At 57.3% G+C, this 24087-nt stretch carries 20 protein-coding genes; 13 read left to right on the top strand and 7 right to left on the bottom strand.

All coding sequences use genetic code 11. From position 1 onward, the window contains the following. The first annotated feature begins 2 nt into the window (after positions 1-2). The 3 genes from lysC to CWM53_RS27340 all read left to right on the top strand — a co-directional run bounded on the left by lysC (position 3) and on the right by CWM53_RS27340 (position 2810). Positions 3-1352, top strand: coding sequence for a lysine-sensitive aspartokinase 3 (gene lysC, locus CWM53_RS27350; RefSeq protein ID WP_074387365.1), 1350 nt, complete (start codon positions 3-5; stop codon positions 1350-1352). Between the two features lie 139 nt (positions 1353-1491). Continuing rightward, positions 1492-2421, top strand: coding sequence for a ketopantoate/pantoate/pantothenate transporter PanS (gene panS / locus CWM53_RS27345; protein ID WP_100676111.1), 930 nt, complete (start codon positions 1492-1494; stop codon positions 2419-2421). A 116-nt stretch (positions 2422-2537) separates the two neighbouring features. Then, the gene (locus CWM53_RS27340; protein WP_012969166.1) at positions 2538-2810 is read left to right on the top strand and encodes a DUF3811 domain-containing protein; all 273 of its coding nucleotides are present in this window, start codon (positions 2538-2540) and stop codon (positions 2808-2810) included. On the opposite strand, the gene rluF is transcribed toward CWM53_RS27340, so the two are convergent. Next, positions 2807-3682: a 23S rRNA pseudouridine(2604) synthase RluF gene (gene rluF / locus CWM53_RS27335; RefSeq protein WP_074387367.1), complete on the bottom strand. Its 876-nt coding sequence runs from the start codon at positions 3680-3682 to the stop codon at positions 2807-2809. The genes CWM53_RS27340 and rluF overlap by 4 nt on opposite strands. A 349-nt stretch (positions 3683-4031) precedes the next feature. On the opposite strand from rluF, the gene CWM53_RS27330 reads away from it, so the two are divergent. From CWM53_RS27330 to CWM53_RS27295, 8 genes are all read left to right on the top strand, one after another. Beyond that, positions 4032-4979: a sugar-binding transcriptional regulator gene (locus CWM53_RS27330; protein ID WP_002884616.1), complete on the top strand. Its 948-nt coding sequence runs from the start codon at positions 4032-4034 to the stop codon at positions 4977-4979. A gap of 70 nt (positions 4980-5049) precedes the next feature. Next, the gene (locus tag CWM53_RS27325) at positions 5050-5853 is read left to right on the top strand and encodes an SDR family oxidoreductase (protein WP_025713358.1); all 804 of its coding nucleotides are present in this window, start codon (positions 5050-5052) and stop codon (positions 5851-5853) included. A 9-nt stretch (positions 5854-5862) separates the two neighbouring features. Next, complete coding sequence (locus CWM53_RS27320; protein WP_100730083.1) at positions 5863-6270, top strand: mannose/fructose/sorbose PTS transporter subunit IIA; 408 nt, start codon at positions 5863-5865, stop codon at positions 6268-6270. Continuing rightward, positions 6270-6764, top strand: a complete 495-nt coding sequence (locus CWM53_RS27315; protein ID WP_004151751.1) for a mannose/fructose/sorbose PTS transporter subunit IIB — start codon at positions 6270-6272, stop codon at positions 6762-6764. Before CWM53_RS27320 ends, CWM53_RS27315 begins: the two co-directional genes overlap by 1 nt. Positions 6765-6829: 65 nt before the next feature. Then, positions 6830-7630, top strand: a complete 801-nt coding sequence (locus CWM53_RS27310) for a PTS mannose/fructose/sorbose transporter subunit IIC (RefSeq protein WP_100730082.1) — start codon at positions 6830-6832, stop codon at positions 7628-7630. A gap of 11 nt (positions 7631-7641) precedes the next feature. Beyond that, a complete protein-coding gene (locus CWM53_RS27305) occupies positions 7642-8466 on the top strand; it encodes a PTS system mannose/fructose/sorbose family transporter subunit IID (RefSeq protein ID WP_002884590.1) in 825 nt (274 codons plus the stop codon). Between the two features lie 72 nt (positions 8467-8538). Next, complete coding sequence (sorE, locus tag CWM53_RS27300) at positions 8539-9771, top strand: L-sorbose 1-phosphate reductase (protein ID WP_008807323.1); 1233 nt, start codon at positions 8539-8541, stop codon at positions 9769-9771. Further along, entirely contained in the window at positions 9764-10573 is an 810-nt protein-coding gene (locus CWM53_RS27295; protein WP_074387368.1) for a shikimate 5-dehydrogenase, read from the top strand. The genes sorE and CWM53_RS27295 overlap by 8 nt, the downstream gene beginning before the upstream one ends. Before the next feature lie 87 nt (positions 10574-10660). On the opposite strand, the gene CWM53_RS27290 is transcribed toward CWM53_RS27295, so the two are convergent. Then, a complete protein-coding gene (locus CWM53_RS27290; RefSeq protein WP_061156140.1) occupies positions 10661-12292 on the bottom strand; it encodes a Na/Pi cotransporter family protein in 1632 nt (543 codons plus the stop codon). Positions 12293-12422: 130 nt separating this feature from the next. Further along, positions 12423-16106 carry a methionine synthase gene (gene metH / locus CWM53_RS27285; RefSeq protein WP_074387369.1) on the bottom strand — a complete coding sequence of 1228 codons (3684 nt, stop codon included), beginning with the start codon at positions 16104-16106 and terminating at the stop codon, positions 12423-12425. A 194-nt stretch (positions 16107-16300) separates the two neighbouring features. Here metH and iclR point away from each other — a divergent pair, with 194 nt between their 5' ends. Next, positions 16301-17131: a glyoxylate bypass operon transcriptional repressor IclR gene (gene iclR, locus CWM53_RS27280; RefSeq protein WP_100730081.1), complete on the top strand. Its 831-nt coding sequence runs from the start codon at positions 16301-16303 to the stop codon at positions 17129-17131. A gap of 87 nt (positions 17132-17218) precedes the next feature. Here the strand turns inward: iclR and aceK are convergent, their stop codons facing one another. The 4 genes from aceK to metA all read right to left on the bottom strand — a co-directional run bounded on the left by aceK (position 17219) and on the right by metA (position 23221). Next, complete coding sequence (gene aceK, locus CWM53_RS27275) at positions 17219-18943, bottom strand: bifunctional isocitrate dehydrogenase kinase/phosphatase (protein ID WP_074387370.1); 1725 nt, start codon at positions 18941-18943, stop codon at positions 17219-17221. A 102-nt stretch (positions 18944-19045) separates the two neighbouring features. After that, complete coding sequence (aceA, locus tag CWM53_RS27270) at positions 19046-20350, bottom strand: isocitrate lyase (protein WP_012543201.1); 1305 nt, start codon at positions 20348-20350, stop codon at positions 19046-19048. Between the two features lie 79 nt (positions 20351-20429). Next, the gene (gene aceB, locus CWM53_RS27265; RefSeq protein ID WP_074387371.1) at positions 20430-22031 is read right to left on the bottom strand and encodes a malate synthase A; all 1602 of its coding nucleotides are present in this window, start codon (positions 22029-22031) and stop codon (positions 20430-20432) included. Between the two features lie 260 nt (positions 22032-22291). Then, complete coding sequence (gene metA, locus CWM53_RS27260) at positions 22292-23221, bottom strand: homoserine O-acetyltransferase MetA (protein ID WP_074387372.1); 930 nt, start codon at positions 23219-23221, stop codon at positions 22292-22294. Between the two features lie 156 nt (positions 23222-23377). Between metA and CWM53_RS27255 the strand changes: the two genes are divergently transcribed. Next, positions 23378-23839 carry an acetyltransferase gene (locus CWM53_RS27255; RefSeq protein ID WP_061156145.1) on the top strand — a complete coding sequence of 154 codons (462 nt, stop codon included), beginning with the start codon at positions 23378-23380 and terminating at the stop codon, positions 23837-23839. Positions 23840-24087: the final 248 nt, after the last annotated feature.

The following is a 24087-nucleotide window of genomic DNA, read 5'->3' as shown; positions in this document are numbered from 1 at the left end:
TTATGACAGATCTAGTCGTCGCCAAATTTGGCGGCACCAGCGTTGCCGATTTTGACGCTATGAACCGCAGCATCGATGTGGCGTTGCTCGATGCTAACACCCGTATTGTTGTGCTCTCCGCCTCTGCTGGCGTGACCAACATTCTGGTGGCCTTAGCGGGAGGGCTGGAACCCACCGAACGTTTTACCCAGCTGGACGCTCTGCGCCAGATCCAGTCCAATATTCTGGAGCGTTTGCGCTATCCCAATGTGATCCGCGAAGAGATTGAGCGCCTGCTGGAAAACATCACGACGCTGGCGGAAGCCGCCGCGCTCGCCTCCTCGACCGCCCTGACCGACGAACTGGTCAGCCATGGCGAACTGATGTCCACCCTGCTGTTTGTGGAAATCCTGCGTGAGCGCGGCATTCAGGCGCAGTGGTTTGACGCCCGCAAAGTGCTGCGCACTAACGATCGCTTTGGCCGCGCCGAACCGGACATCGCCGCTGTCGCCGAACTGACCCAGCAGCAGCTGGCGCCGCGTCTGGCGGAAGGCCTGGTGGTGACCCAGGGCTTTATCGGCAGCGAAGCGAAAGGCCGCACCACCACCCTCGGCCGCGGCGGCAGCGATTATACCGCCGCTCTGCTCGGCGAAGCGCTGAATGCCACCCGCGTCGATATCTGGACCGATGTCCCGGGGATTTATACTACCGATCCTCGCGTGGCGCCGGCGGCGAAACGCATCGACGTCATCGCCTTTGAAGAGGCCGCGGAAATGGCCACCTTTGGCGCCAAAGTGCTGCACCCGGCGACCCTGCTGCCTGCCGTGCGCAGCGATATTCCGGTGTTTGTCGGCTCGAGTAAAGAGCCTAAAGCGGGCGGTACGCTGGTGTGTAAAACCACCGAGAACCCACCGCTGTTCCGCGCCCTGGCCCTGCGTCGCCGTCAGACGCTGCTGACACTGCATAGCCTGAATATGCTGCACTCCCGCGGCTTCCTCGCCGAAGTGTTCGGCATTCTGGCGCGCCATAACATCTCCGTCGATTTGATCACCACCTCCGAAGTGAGTGTGGCCCTGACCATGGATACCACCGGCTCAACCTCTGCAGGCGATACCCTGCTGACCCAGGCGCTGCTGACTGAACTCTCATCGCTGTGCCGCGTGGAAGTGGAGGAAGACCTGGCGCTGGTGGCCCTGATTGGCAATGAGCTGTCGAAAGCCTGCGGCGTCGGTAAAGAGGTCTTTGGCGTCCTCGAGCCGTTTAACATCCGCATGATTTGCTATGGCGCCTCCAGTCATAACCTCTGCTTCCTGGTGCCTGGCCCCGATGCGGAGAAGGTAGTGCAGAAGCTGCATCATAATTTGTTTGAATAAAATTCCTTAGCACGATAAACAATACCTATAGCCGGGCTCGAACCCGGCTTTTTTATAACAACATCAACACAACCAGCTGACCTGCTCGCCGCCCCATCGGGATGGCGCGGCCCGGTTCGCGTATCCCAAGGAACACAACATGCTCGCAACTCTGACGCGGCTGTTCCCGTTATGGGCACTGCTGCTCTCCGTTCTGGCCTATTACACTCCCACCACCTTCACCCCGATTGGCCCGTGGGTCACCACTCTGCTGATGCTGATCATGTTCGGTATGGGCGTGCATCTGAAGCTGGAAGATTTTAAGCGCGTCCTGTCGCGCCCGGCGCCGGTCGCCGCGGGGATCTTTCTCCATTATCTGGTGATGCCGCTCGCCGCCTGGCTGCTGGCGCTGCTGTTTCATATGCCACCCGAGCTCTCCGCCGGGATGGTACTGGTCGGTAGCGTCGCCAGCGGAACCGCCTCCAACGTGATGATCTTTCTTGCCAAGGGGGATGTTGCACTGTCGGTAACCATCTCCTCGGTCTCCACTCTCGTCGGCGTCGTGGCGACACCGCTGCTCACCCGTCTGTACGTCGACGCGCACATTCAGGTCGACATCATGGGGATGTTGCTCAGCATTCTGCAGATCGTGGTCATTCCCATCACGCTGGGGTTGATTGTCCATCATCTGCTGCCGAAGGTGGTGAAAGCGGTAGAGCCGTTCTTACCTGCCTTCTCGATGGTGTGCATTCTGGCGATCATCAGCGCGGTGGTGGCGGGTTCCGCCGCCCATATCGCCTCCGTCGGCCTGGTGGTGATTATCGCGGTGATCCTGCATAACACTATTGGCCTGCTTGGCGGGTACTGGGGCGGACGTCTGTTTGGTTTTGATGAATCCACCTGTCGTACGCTGGCGATCGAGGTGGGGATGCAGAACTCCGGCCTGGCGGCCGCGCTGGGTAAAATTTACTTCGGCCCACTGGCGGCGCTGCCGGGCGCGCTGTTCTCCGTCTGGCATAACCTGTCCGGTTCGCTGCTGGCCGGGTACTGGTCAGGAAAGCCCATCGCCAAAAAAGCCGACAAACGCTGAGCGTGATACGTCCGGGCCCAGGCCCGGGCGTGTGCCTGCTTTAGTTGCCATACAGGCTATCAGTAAAATATTCATTGCCGTACACTGGGTGCTCTGGTCTGACTGAGGGCACCACCATGGCACTCCCCCGTATTACACAAAAAGAGATGACCGAGCGCGAACAGCGCGAATTGAAAACGCTGCTTGACCGCGCGCGCATTGCGCATGGCCGCCCGCTGAGCAATGCGGAAACGAACAGCGTGAAAAAGGAATATATCGATAAGCTGATGGCACAGCGTGAAGCGGATGCGAAGAAAGCCCGCCAGGTGAAAAAACAGCAGGCTTATAAAACGGATAAAGAAGCGACCTTTTCCTGGTCGGCGAATACGCCGACCCGCGGCAGGCGTTAACGACCTTTCTTTTTACGTCCCGGCTGGGTGAAACGTTTCCCGTTAGCAGCCGGGCGGCCTTTATCGTTGCTATTTTCCATCTTCACCACCGGGCGCTTGATCCCGGGGGTCGCCGCTTTGGCCTTCGGCCTGGCTTTTGGCTTCGCTTCTGAAGAGGAGTTTTCAATCAGCTTGAACAGGTCGATCAACTCGTCATCGGTTAGATCACGCCATTCACCCAAGGGGATCCCCGTCAGGCTCACGTTCATAATCCGCGTACGCTCTAGCTTCGTCACTTCATAGCCAAAGTGCTCACACATACGACGGATCTGGCGATTCAGCCCCTGCACCAGAGTGATGCGGAAAACGAACGGCGCTTCTTTCTTCACCTTACATTTTTTCGTCACGGTCCCGAGAATCGGCACACCCGCGCCCATGCCGCGAATGAACTCATCGGTCACCGGCTTATCGACCGTCACCAGATACTCTTTTTCATGGTCGTTGCCGGCGCGCAGGATCTTGTTCACCAGATCGCCATGGTTGGTGAGGAAGATCAACCCCTGAGAGTCTTTATCCAGACGGCCGATAGGGAAGATTCGCTTGCTGTGGTTGACGAAATCGACAATGTTGTCGCGCTCGCCGTCTTCCGTGGTGCTCACAATGCCGACCGGCTTATTCAGCGCAATCAGCACCAGATCATCCGCTTCACGCGGCTCAATCAACTGTCCGTTAACTTTGACTAAATCGCCAGGCTTCACCTGATCGCCAATGGTGGCGCGCTTGCCATTGATAAAGACGTTGCCTTGTTCAATAAAGCGGTCCGCTTCGCGACGCGAGCAGATGCCGCTTTCGCTGATGTATTTATTTAATCGGGTTGATGAGTCGGGCAGCATAGATTCTCCTGTAAAAGCGAAATATACCCTACCTTGTGGGCGAGAAAAAAGATGTGCCTTTGCGCCCTCCGGCGCAAGGTGTGATCGACTACGCCTTTTTTCACAAAAGTGTCCCGCTCAACGCCTGGCAACTTTGCATGATGAAATATCACAGAATCAGCGATTTAGCGTGCAATGCACAAAGGTGCCAACAACCCGCTATTGATAACGCAAATGTGCAAGATTATTCGCCAGATTAGGGTGATGAAATAAAAGAAAATCGCTTTAAACGGTGGCTCTAATAGGGTTATATCAGATCAACAGCACAAACCCGCGATTTGCACAAATGTGCAGGAGCCTGCAGATGACCATGGAAAACAGTGACGATATCCGGCTGATTGTCAAAATCGCCCAGCTCTATTACGAGCAGGATATGACTCAGGCGCAAATCGCTCGTGAGCTGGGGATCTATCGCACCACCATCAGCCGCCTGCTGAAGCGTGGCCGCGAGCAGGGCATTGTCACCATCGCCATCAACTATGACTACAACGAGAACCTGTGGCTCGAGCAACAGCTCAAGCAAAAATTTGGTCTGAAAGAGGCGGTGGTTGCCAGCAGCGATGGGCTGCTGGAAGAAGAACAGCTGAGTGCGATGGGCCAGCATGGCGCCCTGCTTGTCGACCGGTTGCTGGAGCCCGGCGATATCATCGGTTTTTCATGGGGCCGCGCCGTGCGTTCGCTGGTGGAGAACCTGCCGCAGGCCAGCCAGTCACGCCAGGTGATCTGCGTCCCCATCATCGGCGGACCTTCCGGTAAACTGGAGAGCCGCTACCATGTGAACACGTTAACCTACGGCGCGGCAGCCAGACTGAAAGCGGAATCCCACCTTGCCGATTTTCCAGCCCTGCTGGATAACCCGCTGATCCGCAACGGCATCATGCAGTCCCAGCACTTTAAAACCATCTCATCCTACTGGGACAGCCTGGATGTGGCGCTGGTGGGTATTGGTTCACCGGCCATTCGCGACGGCGCAAACTGGCACGCCTTCTACGGCAGCGAAGAGAGCGACGATCTGAACGCCCGCCACGTCGCCGGGGATATCTGTTCGCGTTTCTACGATATTAACGGTGGGTTAGTCGATACCAATATGAGCGAAAAAACCCTGTCGATCGAAATGGCGAAGCTGCGCCAGGCTCGCTATTCCATCGGCATCGCCATGGGGGAAGAGAAATACTCTGGCATTCTTGGCGCATTGCACGGACGCTATATTAATTGTCTGGTGACAAACAGAGAAACGGCTGAATTATTACTTAAATAACACACAGGATATGATTTCACGCAGCACGCGCTGCGGGGGATCCCTTTATCTAAAGAAATGGGAGTGAATAATGAATACATGGTTAAATTTAAAAGATAACGTCATTATCGTGACCGGCGGCGCCTCGGGAATTGGGCTGGCCATTGTCGATGAATTATTATCACAAGGTGCTCATGTCCAGATGATTGATATTCATGGCGGCGATCGCCATCACAATGGCGATAATTATCACTTCTGGCCGACGGATATTTCCAGCGCAACAGAGGTGCAACAGACTATCGATGCCATTATTCAGCGCTGGTCACGTATTGATGGTCTGGTCAATAACGCCGGCGTGAATTTCCCGCGTTTATTAGTCGATGAAAAAGCACCGGCCGGCCGCTATGAATTAAACGAAGCCGCTTTTGAAAAAATGGTCAATATCAACCAGAAAGGGGTGTTTTTCATGTCGCAGGCGGTGGCGCGTCAAATGGTCAAACAGCGCGCCGGTGTGATTGTCAATGTCTCTTCGGAGAGCGGTCTGGAAGGCTCTGAAGGTCAAAGCTGCTACGCCGCGACCAAGGCCGCGCTCAACAGCTTTACCCGCTCCTGGTCCAAAGAATTGGGTAAATATGGGATCCGCGTAGTCGGCGTTGCGCCGGGGATCCTCGAAAAAACCGGCCTGCGGACGCCGGAATATGAAGAGGCGCTGGCCTGGACGCGCAATATCACCGTCGAGCAACTTCGCGAGGGATATACCAAAAACGCCATTCCTATCGGGCGGGCAGGAAAGCTCTCAGAAGTCGCTGATTTTGTTTGCTATCTCTTGTCATCGCGCGCCAGCTACATCACCGGAGTCACCACTAACATTGCCGGCGGAAAAACGCGCGGTTAAGGAGGAAGTATGGTTCACGCTATCTTCTGCGCCCACGGCCAGCTGGCCGGGGCCATGCTTGATTCGGTACGCATGGTCTACGGTGAGGTTAACGTCAGCGCCGTCGCGTTTGTTCCCGGTGAAAACGCGGCGGATATCGCCATTAACCTGGAAAAGTTAGTAAGCGCCCACACCGATGAGGAGTGGGTAATCGCGGTAGATTTGCAGTGCGGAAGCCCATGGAATGCCGCCGCCGGGCTGGCAATGCATCACCCGCAGATCCGGGTGATTAGCGGCCTGTCGTTGCCGCTGGCGCTCGAGCTGGTGGATAACCAGCATACCCTGAGCGCCGATGACTTATGTCAGCATCTGCAGGCCATCGCCAGTCAGTGCTGTGTGGTCTGGCAGCAGCCAGAAACCGTTGAGGAGGAGTTCTGATGCAAATTACCCTCGCCCGTATTGATGACCGACTGATTCATGGCCAGGTCACCACCGTGTGGTCAAAAGTCGCCAACGCCCAGCGGATAATTATCTGCAATGACGATGTCTTTAACGATGAGGTTCGCCGGACCCTGTTGCGCCAGGCGGCCCCGCCAGGCATGAAGGTAAACGTTGTCAGTCTGGAAAAAGCGGTTGCGGTCTATCATAACCCGCAATATCAGGATGAGACCGTCTTTTATTTATTTACCAATCCACACGATGTTTTAACGATGGTGCGCCAGGGCGTGCAGATCGCCACGTTAAATATTGGTGGCATGGCCTGGCGCCCCGGAAAAAAACAGCTAACCAAAGCCGTTTCTTTGGATCCGCAGGATATCCAGGCATTCCGTGAACTCGATAAACTGGGAGTAAAACTCGATTTACGCGTGGTCGCATCAGATCCGTCAGTCAATATTCTCGACAAAATTAACGAAACAGCTTTCTGCGAATAAAAAATAGCGCCTGTTGTGATATGCCGTAGCAGGCAGGATGACTCACACCTTAAAGGTCATAAATTATGGAAATTAGTACCCTACAGATAATAGCCATATTTATTTTTTCCTGTATTGCCGGAATGGGCAGTGTGCTGGATGAATTTCAGACCCATCGGCCCCTTATCGCCTGTACCGTGATTGGCCTCATCCTGGGCGATTTAAAAACCGGGGTTATGCTCGGCGGTACGCTGGAGCTGATCGCCCTCGGCTGGATGAACGTGGGGGCAGCACAGTCGCCCGATTCGGCGCTGGCCAGCATTATCTCCGCCATTCTGGTGATTGTGGGCCACCAGAGCATTGCCACCGGCATTGCCATTGCCCTGCCGGTGGCCGCTGCCGGGCAGGTGCTGACCGTTTTCGCCCGTACCATTACCGTGGTGTTCCAGCACGCTGCGGACAAAGCGGCCGAGGAGGCGCGCTTTCGCACCATCGACCTGCTGCATGTCTCCGCGCTGGGGGTGCAGGCACTGCGCGTGGCAATCCCGGCGCTGGTGGTCTCACTGTTCGTTAGCGCGGACATGGTCAGCAGTATGCTCAGCGCAATCCCGGAATTCGTCACCCGCGGCCTGCAGATTGCCGGTGGTTTCATTGTCGTCGTGGGCTACGCGATGGTGCTGCGAATGATGGGCGTGAAGTACCTGATGCCCTTCTTTTTCCTCGGTTTTCTCGCCGGGGGTTATCTCGACTTCAGCCTGCTGGCCTTCGGCGGCGTGGGCGTCATCATCGCGCTGATCTACATCCAGCTCAATCCGCAGTGGCGTAAGGCTGAACCCGCCGCCTCCACCGCCCCCTCTGCACCCTCCCTTGACCAGCTTGACGACTAACGGAGCCGAAAATGGAACAGAAAAAAATCACGCAAGGCGACCTGGTGAGCATGTTTCTTCGCTCCAACCTCCAGCAGGCCTCCTTTAACTTCGAACGTATTCATGGCCTGGGATTTTGCTACGACATGATCCCGGCGATCAAACGCCTGTATCCGCTCAAAGCCGATCAGGTCGCGGCGCTGAAGCGTCATCTGGTGTTCTTTAATACCACGCCGGCGGTATGTGGCCCGGTGATCGGCGTCACCGCCGCCATGGAGGAGGCCCGGGCTAACGGTGCGGCCATTGACGATGGCGCTATCAACGGCATCAAAGTGGGTCTGATGGGCCCGCTGGCCGGCGTCGGCGACCCGCTGGTCTGGGGCACGCTGCGGCCGATTACCGCGGCCCTTGGCGCCTCGCTGGCCCTCTCCGGCAACATTCTGGGACCTTTGTTATTTTTCTTTATTTTCAATGCAGTGCGGCTGGCAATGAAGTGGTACGGCCTGCAACTGGGCTTCCGTAAAGGGGTCAATATCGTCAGCGATATGGGCGGTAACCTGCTGCAGAAGCTGACCGAAGGCGCCTCCATTCTCGGCCTGTTTGTCATGGGGGTGCTGGTGACCAAATGGACCACCATCAATGTGCCGCTGGTGGTGTCCCAAACGCCCGGTGCAGACGGCGCCACCGTCACGATGACCGTCCAGAACATCCTCGATCAGCTCTGCCCCGGCCTGCTGGCGCTGGGCCTGACGCTACTGATGGTGCGTCTGCTGAACAAGAAAGTGAATCCGGTCTGGCTGATTTTCGCCCTTTTCGGCTTAGGCATTATCGGCAACGCCCTCGGCTTTCTGTCCTGATTATTCCGCCCCGGCGATGCCGGGGTGACGTCAACAACATAGCCCCGAAAGATGAAGGGGATGAGGTGGTTTATGCAAACAACAACGGCCCTGCGCCTGTATGGCAAACGAGACCTGCGCCTGGAAACCTTTACCCTCCCGGCGATGCAGGACGATGAGATCCTCGCCCGGGTGGTCACTGACAGCCTGTGTCTTTCCTCATGGAAAGAGGCCAATCAGGGTGCCGATCATAAAAAGGTACCAGATGATGTGGCCACCAGGCCCATTATTATCGGTCATGAATTCTGCGGCGAAATCCTCGCCGTCGGTAAAAAGTGGCAGCATAAGTTTCAGCCGGGGCAGCGCTACGTGATCCAGGCCAACCTGCAGTTGCCCGACCGACCCGACTGCCCCGGCTACTCATTCCCATGGATCGGTGGCGAAGCCACCCATGTGGTGATCCCCAATGAGGTGATGGCGCAGGATTGCCTGCTCACCTGGGAGGGGGATACCTGGTTTGAAGGATCGCTGGTGGAGCCGCTCTCCTGCGTCATTGGCGCCTTCAACGCCAACTATCATCTGCAGGAGGGGAGTTACAACCACGTGATGGGGATCCGTCCTCAGGGACGCACCCTGATCCTGGGCGGGACGGGGCCGATGGGGCTGCTGGCCATCGACTATGCGCTGCACGGCCCCATCAATCCTTCACTACTGGTAGTGACCGATACCAATAAGCCGAAGCTCAGCTACGCCCGCCGTCATTACCCCTCTGAACCGCAGACGCTGATCCACTACCTCGACGGCCATGAGGCCAGTCGCGATACGCTGCTGGCGCTCAGCGGCGGCCATGGCTTCGACGATATCTTCGTGTTTGTGCCAAACGAACAGCTGATCACCCTGGCCTCCTCGCTGCTGGCCCCGGACGGCTGCCTGAATTTCTTTGCTGGCCCCCAGGATAAGCAATTCAGCGCCCCGATCAACTTCTACGACGTGCACTACGCCTTTACCCACTACGTCGGCACCTCCGGCGGTAATACTGACGATATGCGCGCCGCGGTGGCGCTGATGCAGGCGAAAAAGGTCCAGACGGCGAAAGTGGTCACCCATATTCTCGGCCTGAACGCCGCGGGCGAAACCACCCTCGATCTGCCTGCCGTCGGCGGGGGAAAAAAGCTGGTGTATACCGGAAAAGCCTTCCCGCTCACGCCGCTGGGCGAGATCGCCGATCCCGAACTGGCAGCGATTGTGGCGCGTCACCATGGGATCTGGTCCCAGGAAGCTGAAGCGTATCTGCTGGCCCACGCGGAGGATATTACGCATGATTAACCGCGATACGCTGTTGTGCATCTCCCTGGCGGGTCGCCCCGGCAACTTCGGCACCCGCTTTCATAACTATCTGTATGACAAGCTGGGATTGAACTACCTCTACAAAGCCTTTACGACTAAGGATATTGAGGCGGCGGTAAAAGGGGTTCGCGCATTGGGTATCCGCGGCTGTGCGGTCTCCATGCCGTTTAAAGAGAGCTGCATACCGTTTCTTGACGCTATCGATCCGTCAGCAAAAGTCATCGATTCCGTCAACACCATCGTCAATGACGACGGGAAGTTAACCGGGCTAAACACCGATTACATCGCGGTCAAAAGCCTGATCGCCAGCCATCGGCTCGATACCAACGCCAGAGTGATGATTCAGGGTAGCGGCGGCATGGGGAAAGCCGTCATTGCCGCCTTCCGTGATGCCGGTTTCCGCGACGTGATCATTGCGGCCCGCAATCGCCAGCGCGGCCTGGCGCTGGCAAAACAGTATGGCTTTCAGTGGCAGCCCCTGCCGGAAGGGATCGCAACCGAGATTCTGGTCAATGTCACACCGCTGGGCATGGCGGGGGGAGCGGAAAGCAACACGCTGGCGTTCAGCGAGGCCATGGTGGCCCAGGCCAGCGTCGTGTTTGACGTGGTCGCGTTGCCGGCGGAAACCCCGCTGATCCGCCTGGCGCAACAACGGGGTAAGCAAACCATCAGCGGCGCGGAAGTCATTGCCCTGCAAGCCGTCGAGCAGTTCGTCCTTTATACCGGCGTACGGCCGGATAGCGCGCTGGTGGCAGAGGCCTCGGCGTTTGCCAGAAGCTAGGATGCCCCTCCCGGGAAAGGCGTCAGCCACGTCCCGGGAGGGCTATCTCGCCAGAAAAGAGGCGACATAAACGGAAAATAATCCGTCTCAGTAGTCATCCCGTTCGTCGTCTTCATCCGGCTGCTCCATCACGCTGTAGGCCACCGAGCAGAACAGGCTGTTCAGGCGCTTCATATCCCCCAGCAGCGCCAGATGCAACGTACTGGTTTCGATACTCTGTACGTTCTGCTGATGCAGACGGTCAACGTGCGCATGCGAGTAACGGCGGTTAAGAATGCGGAACCGGTGTTTGCTGCGCCGCAGACGGCGGGCGCTGGGGACATCGCTGGAGAAGAAGACCGACATCGCCAGCTGCAGATTGCTGAGCAGCAGATCGTACAGCGCATCCAGCTCCTTTAACCCTTCCACCGAGAAGGCGCGCCGCGCCGCCAGCGATTTATCGGCGATCTCGCTGCCCATCCGCTCGACGATATCGGACGCCTGCTCGAGGTTTAGCGACATCTCAATAATTTCCGCCCAACGCCGGGACTCCTCCTCCGCCAGCTCATCCTTTGGCATTCGCGCCAGATAGAGCTTAATGGCGGTGTACAGCACGTTGATATCGTCCGCCATACGACGTAGCTCTTTTTCCTGACGCGGTTCGCCATGCATTACCTTGCGCAGGCTCTCCAGCATCTGCTCCATCGCATCACCAATGCGCAGGGTCTCGCGCGCAGCATTGGCCAGCGCCAGCGCCGGCGTATCCAGCGCCGACGGGTCGAGATGCTTGGGTTTCAGCTGGTTATCCAGCTCGGGCTCATCGCGGATCATACGCTGGCACAGCTTTGCCATCGGTCCGGCAAAGGGGACCATCGCGATGCAGCGCAGCAGGTTGTAAAAGACGTGAAAGTAGATAACCAGCTCGGACTCCGCCAATGGCAGCTTGTGCATCGCCGCAGCCAGCGGATGGACGAAGGGCAGAATAATCAGGCTACCCACCAGCTTAAACAGCAGGCTACCCAGCGCCACCCGGCGCGCCGCCGCGTTTGCCGCGCTGTTGTTAAGCATCGCCAACAGCCCGGAGCCCAGGTTGGCGCCAATCACCAGGCACAGCGCCACCGGGAAGGAGATCGCTCCCGCCGCGGTCAGCGTCGCCGTCAGCAGCACCGCCGCCAGACTGGAGTAGCTGATGATCGCGAATACCGCGCCAATTAAGGCATCCAGCATGATATCGCCGGTCAGCGAGGCGAAAATCACCTGCACGCCGTTGGCCTGGGTGATGGGGTTCACGGCCTGCACAATCAGCTCCAGGGCCAGCAGGATCAGCCCCAGACCAATCCCCACCCGCCCCAGCTGCCCGGCGCGGGTTTGCTTGCGGCCAAGGAAGAAGATCACCCCGATAAAAATGAGTAGCGGCGACAGCCACGACAGGTCGAAGGTCAGCACCCTCGCCATCAGCGCCGTCCCGACATCGGCCCCCAGCACCATCACCAGCGCTGGCGTCAGGCCCACCAAATCCTGGGCGACAAACGAGGTCACCAGCATGGTGGTGGCATTGCTGCTTTGTACCAGCGCAGTGACGCCAAGACCCGCGCAGAAGGCGAGCGGCTTTTTCTCTACGCTGCTACTGAGAACGGTACGCAGGCGAGCGCCATAGACGCGCATCACCCCGGTACGCACAATATGCGTGCCCCACACCAGCAGAGCAACCGCGGACAACAGGTGTAGCAGAGTTAACACGGAATCAGCTTCTCCTTATCGTTATAGGTTTTCCGACGTTCTGGAACCTCTCTCAGTATAAGGGGTTAACCTCAATAAAGAGACAAGGCGCTCACAGAGCGCCTTGTTTGTTGTAAGGAAAGGTGACGGCTTAGTCGGCATCATAGCCCAGATTAGGCGCTAACCAGCGTTCGACTTCCGCCGGCGTCATCCCTTTACGCAGCGCGTAGTCTTCGACCTGGTCGCGCTGGATCTGCGCCACGGCGAAGTACTTGCTGTCCGGATGGCTGAAATACCAGCCGGAAACCGAGGCGCCCGGCCACATGGCGAACGATTCGGTCAGCTTCATGCCGGTATGGGCTTCCACGTCCAGCAGCTGCCAGATGGTGCCTTTTTCGGTATGCTCCGGACAGGCCGGATACCCCGGCGCCGGACGGATCCCCTGGTAATTCTCGCGAATAAGTTCCTCATTGCTGAGGTTCTCATTGGCTGCATACCCCCAGTACACCTTGCGCACTTTCTCGTGCAGATACTCGGCGAAGGCTTCCGCCAGACGATCGGCGATGGCCTTGATCATGATCTTGTTGTAGTCGTCATGCTGCGCTTCATAGGCATCCGCCAGCGCATCCTCTTCCAGGCCGCCGGTCACGGCAAAGGCGCCGATGTAGTCCGCCTTGCCGCTCAGCTTCGGCGCAACAAAGTCGGCGAGACAGTAGTTGGCGAAACCGACTTTTTCCGTCTGCTGACGCAGATGATGACTCACCGTCAGCACGTGGGTGCGAGTTTCATCGCGATAGATTTCCACGTCGTCGCCGACGCGGTTGGCCGGGAACAGCCCCACCACGCCGCGCGGGTTCAGGGTTTTCTCCGCGCTGAGTTTATCCAGTAGCTCGTTGGCGTCTTTGAACAGGCGCTGCGCCTCTTCCCCCACCACTTCATCTTCCAGAATTCGCGGGTATTTGCCTGCCAGCGACCAGGTCATGAAGAACGGCGTCCAGTCGATGTAGTTGCGCAGCGTCTCGATGCTCGCTTCGACCTCGTGGACGCCCAGCCGATGGGCCACCGGCGGGCTATAGCTCTCCCAGTCAAAGGCCAGATCGTTCTCCCGCGCGGCGGCCAGGGTCACTGGCGGCGTACGCGGTTTTTTACGCCCGTGCTGGATACGCACGGTTTCATACTCTTTGCGCGTGCGGGCGACAAAATCATCGCGCTGCGTATCGGAGAGTAGCGAGGCCACCACGCCGACGGTGCGCGAAGCGTTCTGCACGTAGACCGTCGGGCCGCTGTAGTTCTGCTCGATTTTCACCGCCGTGTGCGCTTTCGAGGTGGTCGCCCCCCCGATCAGCAGCGGGATGGTGAAGCCCTGGCGCTCCATCTCTTTCGCCACGTTAACCATCTCGTCCAGCGATGGGGTAATCAGCCCGGAAAGGCCGATCAGATCCGCATTCACCTCTTTGGCGGTTTTAAGGATTTTGTCCGCTGGTACCATCACGCCCAGATCGATAATTTCATAGTTGTTGCACTGCAGCACCACGCCGACGATATTTTTGCCGATGTCGTGCACATCGCCCTTCACGGTGGCGATCACCATCTTACCGTTGCTGGAGCCTTTTTCTTTGCTGGCTTCGATATAAGGTTCGAGGTAGGCCACAGCTTGTTTCATCACGCGTGCGGATTTCACCACCTGCGGCAGGAACATTTTACCTTCGCCGAACAGGTCGCCGACCACGTTCATGCCGTCCATCAGCGGCCCTTCAATCACCTCGATTGGGCGGGCGGCCAGCTGGCGCGCCTCTTCAGTATCCTGCTCGATAAACTCGGTGATCCCTTTTACCAGCGAGTATTCGAGACGCTTTTTCACGTCCCAGCTGCGCCATTCCGCCTGCTGGGCATTCGCGCCATCGTCCGCTTTGCTGCCGCGATATTTTTCCGCCAGTTCAAGCAGTCTTTCGGTGCTGTCATCGCGGCGGTTGAGGATCACGTCTTCGACCGCGTCGCGCAGCTCGCCCGGCAGATCGTCGTAAATCGCCAGCTGGCCGGCGTTAACGATCCCCATATCCATACCGTTACGGATCGCGTAGTAGAGGAATACGGCGTGGATCGCCTCACGTACCGGGTCATTACCGCGGAAGGAGAACGACACGTTGGAGACGCCGCCGGAGATCAGCGCATGCGGCAGCTCGCGCTTAATGTCTTCACAGGCGCCGATAAAGTCCTGCGCATAGTTGTTGTGCTCTTCGATACCGGTCGCAACGGCGAAGATATTGGGGTCAAAAATGATATCTTCTGGTGGGAAGCCGACCTCTTCGGTGAGGATTTTGTAAGCGCGACGACAAATCTCAATTTTTCGCTCGCGAGTGTCGGCCTGGCCGACTTCGTCAAAGGCCATCACCACTACCGCGGCGCCATAGCGGCGAACCAGCTTCGCATGGTGGATAAAGGGTTCGACACCCTCTTTCATCGAAATCGAGTTAACAATGCCTTTGCCCTGAATGCATTTCAGACCCTTTTCAATGACTTCCCACTTGGAGGAGTCGATCATGATCGGCACGCGGGCAATGTCCGGCTCGCCGGCAATCAGGTTGAGGAAGCGCACCATCGCCGCTTCCGCGTCGAGCATCCCCTCATCCATGTTGATATCGATAATCTGCGCGCCGCTTTCCACCTGCTGACGGGCAACGTCCAGCGCTTCGCTGTACTTCTCTTCTTTGATCAAGCGCTTAAACTTCGCCGAGCCGGTGACGTTGGTACGTTCGCCGACGTTAACAAACAGACTGTCATCGCCGATGTTCAGCGGCTCCAGACCGGCGAGGCGGCAGGCCACCGGCAGTTCCGGCAACTGGCGCGGCGGTAAACCGGCCACCGCCCGGCTCATGGCGGCAATATGCTCCGGAGTCGTACCACAGCAACCGCCGACGATATTGAGGAAACCGGCTTCCGCCCATTCGCGAATCTGCGTCGCCATGGTGTCGGCATCCAGATCGTATTCACCGAAGGCGTTGGGCAGACCGGCGTTCGGGTGCGCCGTGACGTAGCATTCGGCGATGCGCGACAACTCCTGGACATACTGCCGCAGTTCGTCCGGCCCGAGGGCGCAGTTCAGACCAAACGATAAGGCTTCGGCGTGGCGCAGCGAGTTATAAAAGGCTTCGGTGGTCTGCCCGGAAAGCGTGCGGCCGGAAGCATCGGTGATGGTGCCGGAAATCATCAGCGGCAGGTCAACACCCAACGCCTCCAGCTCCTCTTTCACCGCATAGATGGCCGCTTTGGCGTTCAGAGTATCAAATACCGTTTCAATCAGGATCAGATCCACACCACCTTCCACCAGCGCCCGGGTGGATTCGCGATAAGCGGCCACCAGCTGGTCAAAGGTAATATTACGGAACGCCGGATCGTTCACATCAGGCGAAATAGAGGCGGTACGGTTGGTCGGGCCAAGCACGCCCGCGACGTAGCGCGGTTTTTCCGGCGTACGGGCCGTCCAGGCGTCGGCGCTGGCGCGAGCCAGCTTCGCCGCGGCAAAGTTGATCTCTGCCGACAGGGATTCCATCTGGTAATCCGCCATCGCGATGGTCGTCGAGTTAAAGGTGTTGGTCTCAATGATATCCGCGCCAGCCTCGAAGTAGGCGTCGTGGATCTCGCGGATCACCTCGGGCTTGCTGAGCACCAGCAGGTCGTTGTTGCCTTTCAGGTCGCACGGCCAGTCAGCAAAGCGCTCACCGCGAAAGTCCTGCTCACTCAGACGATAGCCCTGGATCATGGTGCCCATGCCCCCATCCAGAACCAGAATACGTTCTTTTAACTGCTGATGCAGTTGCTCAACTTTGCTGCTCACACTTGCTCCCGACAACGCTCAACTCAGGCCAAATAGCCAACAAACCATACTGGCATAAACCACCGGAGCGGAAAAGACAACAACAGGCAATATGAGACATGTTCAGCTTCACTCCTCCGATGAGTCCGGTTGTGATTGCATTATCGCCAAATAAAACGAAAATCATTTCCACGATACAGAAAAAGGAGTCCGCGATGGCCACTACCCCCGTTCCCGCGAAACGCGGCAGAAAACCCGCGGCTGCCACCGCCCAGCAGGCTGGCGGTCAGGTTCAGTCGCTGACCCGCGGCCTGAAATTACTCGAATGGATTGCTGAGTCCCACAGCAGCGTCGCGCTGACCGAGCTGGCGCAACAGGTGGGTCTGCCCAACTCCACCACACACCGTCTGCTGACCACCATGCAGCAGCTGGGCTTCGTCCGCCAGGTCGGTGAGCTGGGACACTGGGCCGTCGGGGCGCATGCCTTCGTGGTCGGCAGCAGCTTTCTGCAAAGCCGTAATCTGCTGGCCATTGTCCACCCGATCCTGCGCCAGCTGATGGAAGATTCCGGTGAAACGGTGAATCTGGCGGTGCTTGACCAGAGCGACCACCAGGCGATCATTATCGATCAGGTGCAGTGCACCCAGCTGATGCGTATGTCGGCGCCGATCGGCGGTAAGTTGCCGATGCACGCCTCTGGCGCCGGGAAGGCGTTTCTCTCGCAATTGAGCGAAGAGCAGGTCACCAGCCTGCTGCACCGTAAAGGGCTGCATGCCTATACGCATGCCACGCTGGTCTCCCCGCTACATCTGAAGGAAGATTTAGCCCAGATCCGCAAGCGGGGTTACTCTTTCGATGACGAGGAGCATGCGCTCGGTCTGCGCTGCGTCGCCGCCTGCATTTACGATGAACATCGCGAACCGTTCGCGGCGATCTCCATCTCCGGACCCATCTCGCGTATGACCGATGATCGGGTGACCGAGCTTGGCGCGCTGGTCATTAAGGCCGCGAAAGAGGTCACGCTGGCATACGGCGGGGTTAAATAAAGAAAGATTAAGTAGCCCGGCCGAGCGAAGCGACGCCGGGGAAGCACGGCACAAAACCCCGGCGTCGCTTCGCTCGGCCGGGCTACATCAGCCATAGCGCACGCTAAAACGCTGCTTACGCCGGTAGGCGTAGACATCTTCCACATGGCCGTTTTTAATCCGCGTCTGCAGTTCGCGCCAGTAGTCCGCGCGCAGCAGGTCGGCATGCATCTCCTCAAACAGCGGCCCAATGCGCGGGTCGGCGCACAGCCAGTGGCGGAACTCCTCCGGAAACACATCCCCCGGCGAGACGCTATACCACGGCTCGCTGGCCAGCTCATCCTCCGGATAGCGCGGCGGCGGGATCTGGCGGAAATTCACCTCCGTCATATAGCAGATTTCATCATAGTCGTAGAATACCACCCGGCCGTGGCGGGTGACGCCGAAGTTTTTAAACAGCATATCGCCGGGAAAGATGTTGGCGGCAGCCAGCTGGCGGATAGCATTGCCATACTCTTCTACCGCATCACGCAATGCCTGGCCATTAACCTGCTCCAGCCACAGGTTGAGCGGCACCATTCGCCGCTCAATATAGAGATGGCTGATGACGATGCGGTCACCGAGATCGGTGAGTTTGTTCCCCGCTTCCGTCTGCAACAGCGCCAGCAGCGCCGGCGCGATTTGCCGTTTATCCAGCACGAAATTTTCAAACTCCTGGGTATCCGCCATCCGCCCGACGCGGTCATGCTCCTTTACCAACTGATAGCAGGCGCGCACGTGGGCGGCGGTCATCTCTTTCTGCGGCGCGAAGCGGTCTTTGATCACCTTAAACACCCGGTCAAACCCCGGCAAGGTAAACACCAGCATCACCATCCCGCGAATGCCCGGCGCTTCAATAAACTGCTCATCGCAGCGAGTAATGTAGTGCAGATATTCGCGATAGCTTTCGGTTTTGGCGTGCTTCTGACAGCCAATCGCCATGTACAGCTCGGCCGTCGTTTTACCTGGCAGGATCTCACGCAGCCATTCCACCAGAGCGCCGGGCAACGGCGCATAAACCATGAAATAGGAACGCGCAAAGCCAAAAACGATGCTCGCTTCGGCATGGGTGGTCAGGCAGGTATCGACAAACAGCTCGCCCTCATCGCTGCGGTGGATCGGTAGCAAAAAAGGCAGCGTCGCCATCGGCATCACCAGTTTGCCCACCAGCCAGGCGGCTTTATTTCGATAGAACAGCTCGTTGGCGACCTGCAGATGACAGGTGGCGAGCAGTTCCTCCCCCAGCGCCTCCTGCAGACTGGCAATGATATAGCCGATATCCCGCGCTTTGTTCTGCCACGGCAACCGCAGCGGCAAATCGGACAGTACTTTGCCCAGCAGGTGCGACCAGCCGCGTTCCGGAAAAAAATCTTTCGCCAGCGGTCGCGGGAGGGTGCGAAAGGGGCGCTCGGGCTGCGAACTGAAAATAAAGAGCCGCTCGGGGGTCAGCGAGCGGTGGTCAAACAGTCGGCAGTAGACCGAATTGAAAAAGCTCTCGGCAATTTCAAAGCGAGGGTAATCCGGCAAAAGTTGGGTGTACTGCTGTTTCACCCGCAAAAGAAAATCGACGTCGGTACTTTTCCCTTCGGTAATGCAGCGCAGCTGCTCTACCACCAGGCCAACGTGGTGATCGTAGAGATGGATACGCTGCTTCATCGCCTGCTGCACGGCGTGCCAGTCAGCCTGTTCAAAGCGCTGCTGCGCGCCGGAGGTCACCTCCAGGAAACGCCCGTACTGGGCGTCGAATCCCTGTAAAATGGTTTGGGCAATCAGTAGTTCCAGGCCACGCGTCATCGCTTTCTCCCATCCGGCACCACGTCAGGCCGGATGGCGCGCTCGCTTATCCGGCCTGCATCCCTTCCCAGGCCCGGTCAGCGTCGCGCCGCCGGGCATGGCTCAAAACTGATCTTCTTCGGTCGAGCCGGTCAGCGCCGTCACCGATGAGGCGCCGCCCTGGATAATGGTGGTGACTTTGTCGAAGTAGCCAGTGCCCACCTCCTGCTGGTGCGAGACGAAGCTATAGCCTTCCGGCGCGGCAGCGAATTCCGGCTGCTGCACTTTCTCAACATAGTGGCGCATCCCCTCACCCTGAGCGTAGGCATGGGCGAGGTCGAACATGTTGAACCACATGCTGTGGATCCCGGCGAGGGTAATAAACTGGTATTTGTATCCCATGTCCGACAGCTGCTGCTGGAAGCTGGCGATGGTTTTATCGTCGAGATTTTTCTTCCAGTTAAATGACGGCGAGCAGTTATAGGCCAGCAGTTTGCCTGGGAAACGTGCATGAATAGCCTCGGCAAAGCGGCGCGCCTGCTCAAGATCCGGTTTCGACGTTTCGCACCACACCAGATCCGCATACGGCGCATAAGCCAGCCCGCGACTGATCGCCTGCTCGATCCCGGCGTGGGTGCGGAAGAACCCTTCGCTGGTGCGATCCCCGGTAATAAACTCACGATCGTACGGATCGCAGTCTGAGGTAATTAAATCCGCAGCGTCGGCATCGGTACGGGCAATCACCAGCGTCGGGACCCCCATCACGTCGGCTGCCAGACGTGCCGCAACCAGCTTCTGAATCGCCTCCTGAGTCGGGACCAGCACTTTACCGCCCATATGACCGCACTTCTTCACTGACGCCAGCTGATCTTCGAAGTGAACAGCCGCTGCACCGGCTTCAATCATCGATTTCATCAGCTCAAAGGCGTTAAGGACGCCGCCAAAACCGGCCTCCGCATCCGCCACGATCGGCAGGAAGTAGTCGATATAACGCGGATCGTTCGGTTCAATCCCGACCGACCACTGGATCTGATCGGCGCGGCGGAAAGTGTTGTTGATCCGATCCACCACCGCCGGTACCGAGTTGGCCGGATACAGAGATTGATCCGGATACATGCTGGACGCCAGGTTAGCATCCGCCGCCACCTGCCAACCTGAGAGATAAATGGCTTCGATGCCGGCCTTTGCCTGCTGCAAGGCCTGGCCGCCGGTCAGCGCGCCGAGACTATTGATGTACCCTTTTTTCGCCTCACCGTGCAGCAGACGCCACATTTTCGCCGCGCCAAGCTGCGCCAGCGTGCATTCCGGATTCACCGAGCCGCGTAACTTCACCACCTCTTCCGCGCTGTACGGGCGGGTAATGCCTTCCCAGCGCGGGTTCGTCCACTCTTTGTTTAATTCTTCGATTTGTTGGGTACGGGTTTTCATGTGCAGATGCTCCATATAATTTCCTGGCTCCCCAGGCTCATTGGTGAAGGACTAAATGGCGAACAACACCTTCTGGCGGTTAGGCCAACAGGCGGTAGCCCGGTAATGTCAGAAAATCAATTAGCTCGTCGGAGGTGGTGATCTGCTCCATCAGTCGCGCCGCATCGTCAAAGCGGCCGTGGCTGAAGCGGTGCTCTCCCAGCTCCTCCTGAATCACCATCAGCTCTTCCGCCAGCCACTGGCGGAACAGCGCCTTAGTAACCGGGGTACCATCGTTCAGGGTTTTCTGATGATGGATCCACTGCCAGATAGAGGTGCGCGAGATCTCGGCCGTCGCGGCGTCTTCCATCAGGCCATAAATCGGGACGCAACCGTTGCCAGAGATCCAGGCTTCGATGTACTGCACCGCCACGCGAATGTTGGCGCGCATCCCGGCTTCCGTACGCTCGCCCTCGCAGGGGGCCAGCAGCTGTTCGGCGGTAATTGGCGCATCCTCATTACGGGTCACCGAGAGCTGATTCGGCTTATCGCCCAGCACGCGGTTAAACACCGCCATGGCGGTATCCGCCAGCCCCGGATGAGCGATCCAGGTCCCATCGTGACCGTTGTTCGCCTCCAGCTCTTTATCGGCGGTGACTTTATTCAGCACCTGGCGGTTACGTTCGGCATCTTTGCTTGGGATAAACGCCGCCATGCCGCCCATCGCAAACGCACCACGTTTGTGGCAAGTCTTAATCAACAAACGTGAGTAGGCGCTGAGGAAGGGTTTATCCATCGTCACCACCTGACGGTCAGGCAACACGCGGTCCGGATGGTTTTTCAGCGTTTTGATATAGCTGAAGATGTAGTCCCAACGGCCGCAGTTCAGGCCAACAATATGGTCGCGCAGCGCATGCAGGATCTCATCCATCTGGAACACCGCTGGCAGCGTCTCAATCAGCAGCGTGGCCTTGATGGTGCCGCGCGGCAGGTCAAAGCGATCTTCCGTAAAGCTGAAGACATCGTTCCACCATGCCGCCTCCTGCCAGGCCTGGGTTTTTGGCAGATAGAAGTAGGGACCGCTCCCCTTCGCCAGCAGCGCCTGGTAGTTATGAAAGAAATAGAGCGCAAAATCGAACAGACTGCCGGGGATAGCCTCATTACGCCAGGTGACGTGTTTTTCCGGCAGGTGCAGGCCGCGCACACGGCATACCAGCACGGCGGGATTGGGCTGCAGCTGGTAGATTTTGCCGGCCTCGTTGGTGTAGCTGATGGTCCCGTTCACGGCATCACGCAGGTTAATTTGGCCATCAATGACTTTACGCCAGTCAGGCGCCAGCGAATCCTCAAAGTCCGCCATAAAGACTTTGACGTTGGCATTCATCGCGTTAATGACCATTTTGCGTTCGACGGGGCCGGTGATTTCAACGCGGCGATCCTGCAAATCCGCAGGGATACCGCGAATAGTCCAGCTTCCATTTCTAATGGAAGCGGTTTCCGAAATGAAATCCGGAAGTACACCTTCATCAATGGCCTGCTGCTGCTGCTGACGCGCGGCCAGCAGCTTATTACGCGCCGGCGCAAAGCGGCTCACCAGTTCCGTCAGAAATTCTACCGCCTCAGGCGTTAAGATCTGCTTCTCCTGCTCGCCATAGGGCTGACTAAAGGCCAGTTCATCGGTGATTGTCGCCTGCTGCGTCATTGTGCTGTTCCTCTTGGTTGATCCGCTGGAAGCGAGCGAAAGATCGTTGTGTAGTTTTCGCTCAGCACAATTAAGACTACTCAATTAATTTTCAAAATCAAAAACAATTTCCATTTTAATTTTAAAATACAATTAACATGTTGATAACAATAGAATTAAAGTTATCATTAGCCGTGAAGTGAATTTCGGAAATAAAAAAGGCACCCGAAGGTGCCAGAGGCAAAGTGCTGAAACGCTTTAGGATCGTTTCGTGTAGAGTATTACTCTAACGTAGGATTCATATGTCGCAGATCGTATGGTGTAATCTGGTAGACATAATAGTTAAGCCAGTTAGCGAACAGCAGATTGCCGTGGCTCCGCCAGGTGGCGCGCGGTTTGTTCTGCGGGTCGTTTTGCGGAAAATAGTTGTAAGGCACCTCTGGATCCAAACCGGCTTCCACGTCGCGGAAATATTCGCTTGCCAGGGTATTGGCATCGTACTCCGGATGGCCGGTGACAAAGGCTATACGCTTATCTTTGCTGGCAAACAAATACGCATCGCCCTCTTCCGTCTCCGCGAGGATCTCGAGATCGGTGTAGTCGCGGATAAGCCCCGCCGGAAAATCAGCATAGCGTGAGTGCGGGGCCAGGAAAGAGTCGTCGAAGCCGCGGGTCAGTAAGGCGTGTGGATGCAGAATATGGTGTTCATAGACGCCGGAAATCTTTTCGGCGCGGGTCTGCTTGGGAATGCCGTACAGAATATTCAGCGCGGCCTGAACCGCCCAACAGACGAACAGCGTGGAGGTGACGTGATCCTTCGCCCACTCCAGCACCTGTTTGATCTGTGGCCAGTAAGCAACATCGTTAAACTCAACCAGGCCTAAGGGGGCTCCGGTGACAATCAGGCCATCAAAGTTCTGATCGCAGATCTCATCGAAATTGCAGTAAAAGTTATTCAGATGCTCCGTCGGCGTATTACGCGACTCACGCGCATCAATACGCAACAACTGGATGTCCACCTGCAGCGGAGAGTTCGACAGCAGACGCAGGAACTGATTTTCCGTCTCGATTTTCTTCGGCATCAGGTTGAGGATTAACACCTTCAGGGGGCGAATTTCCTGAGTCGTTGCACGCGTTGCCGTCATCACAAAGACGTTTTCATTGCGCAAGAAATTGACGGCTGGTAGCTCGTCCTGCACCCGAATTGGCATAACTGTATTACCTCATAGCATACGTATAAACGTTTAGACATCCAGATAGCTGAAGATAACCAGGAATCGGGTGAATGTCGAGTCTGCATGTTCACGGTGAGAAAATTTCACGGCGCGCGTTGAGTTAGAATATAAGAATGAAGAAAAGGAGAAAATATGGTTATTAGCATCCGCCGTTCCCGGCCTGATGAAGGGGATAAACTGATTGCGATATGGTGTCGGTCGGTCGACGCCACGCACGATTTTCTGTCAAAAGCGTATCGAAAGGAGCTGGAGGAGATGGTACGCGCATTTTTACCGGAGGCTCCGCTGTGGGTAGCGGTTAACGCCCAGGACGAGCCGATCGCCTTTATGCTGCTTACCGGAGAGCATATGGACGCGCTGTTCGTCGATCCGGATGTCCGCGGCTGTGGCGTGGGGAAATTGCTGATTGAGCATGCGCTGTCGTTAACGCCGAAGTTGACGACGAATGTGAATGAGCAGAATGAACAAGCGGTCGGGTTTTATCAGAGGATGGGTTTTAACGTGACAGGACGTTCTGAGACGGACGATCTGGGGCAACCGTATCCATTATTGAATTTGATACATGAGCCGCAGGCTGAAGCAGACGAAGATTGACGTCGCAACTGCTGACTCTTAGACAGGGGCTTCCCCTGAGGCGGTGCTGCGCACCTTATCCGGGCTACCAGTCGGCCCCGGTTTGTAGCCCCGGTCAGCGCAGCGCCACCGGAGAGATATACCCACACAGCAAAAAACCCCGCACCTTTCGGCACGGGGTTCTTTTTTAACGCAAAACAAAAAGCTCAGTCTTTCGACTGAGCTTTCTGCTTTATTTGATGCCTGGCAGTTCCCTACTCTCACATGGG

It is taken from the genome of Klebsiella sp. A-Nf5 (assembly GCF_002810545.1).
GTDB lineage: Bacteria > Pseudomonadota > Gammaproteobacteria > Enterobacterales > Enterobacteriaceae > Klebsiella > Klebsiella variicola.
The sequence above is the reverse complement of the archived record's forward strand: the minus strand, read 5'-3'. Positions and strand labels throughout refer to the sequence as shown.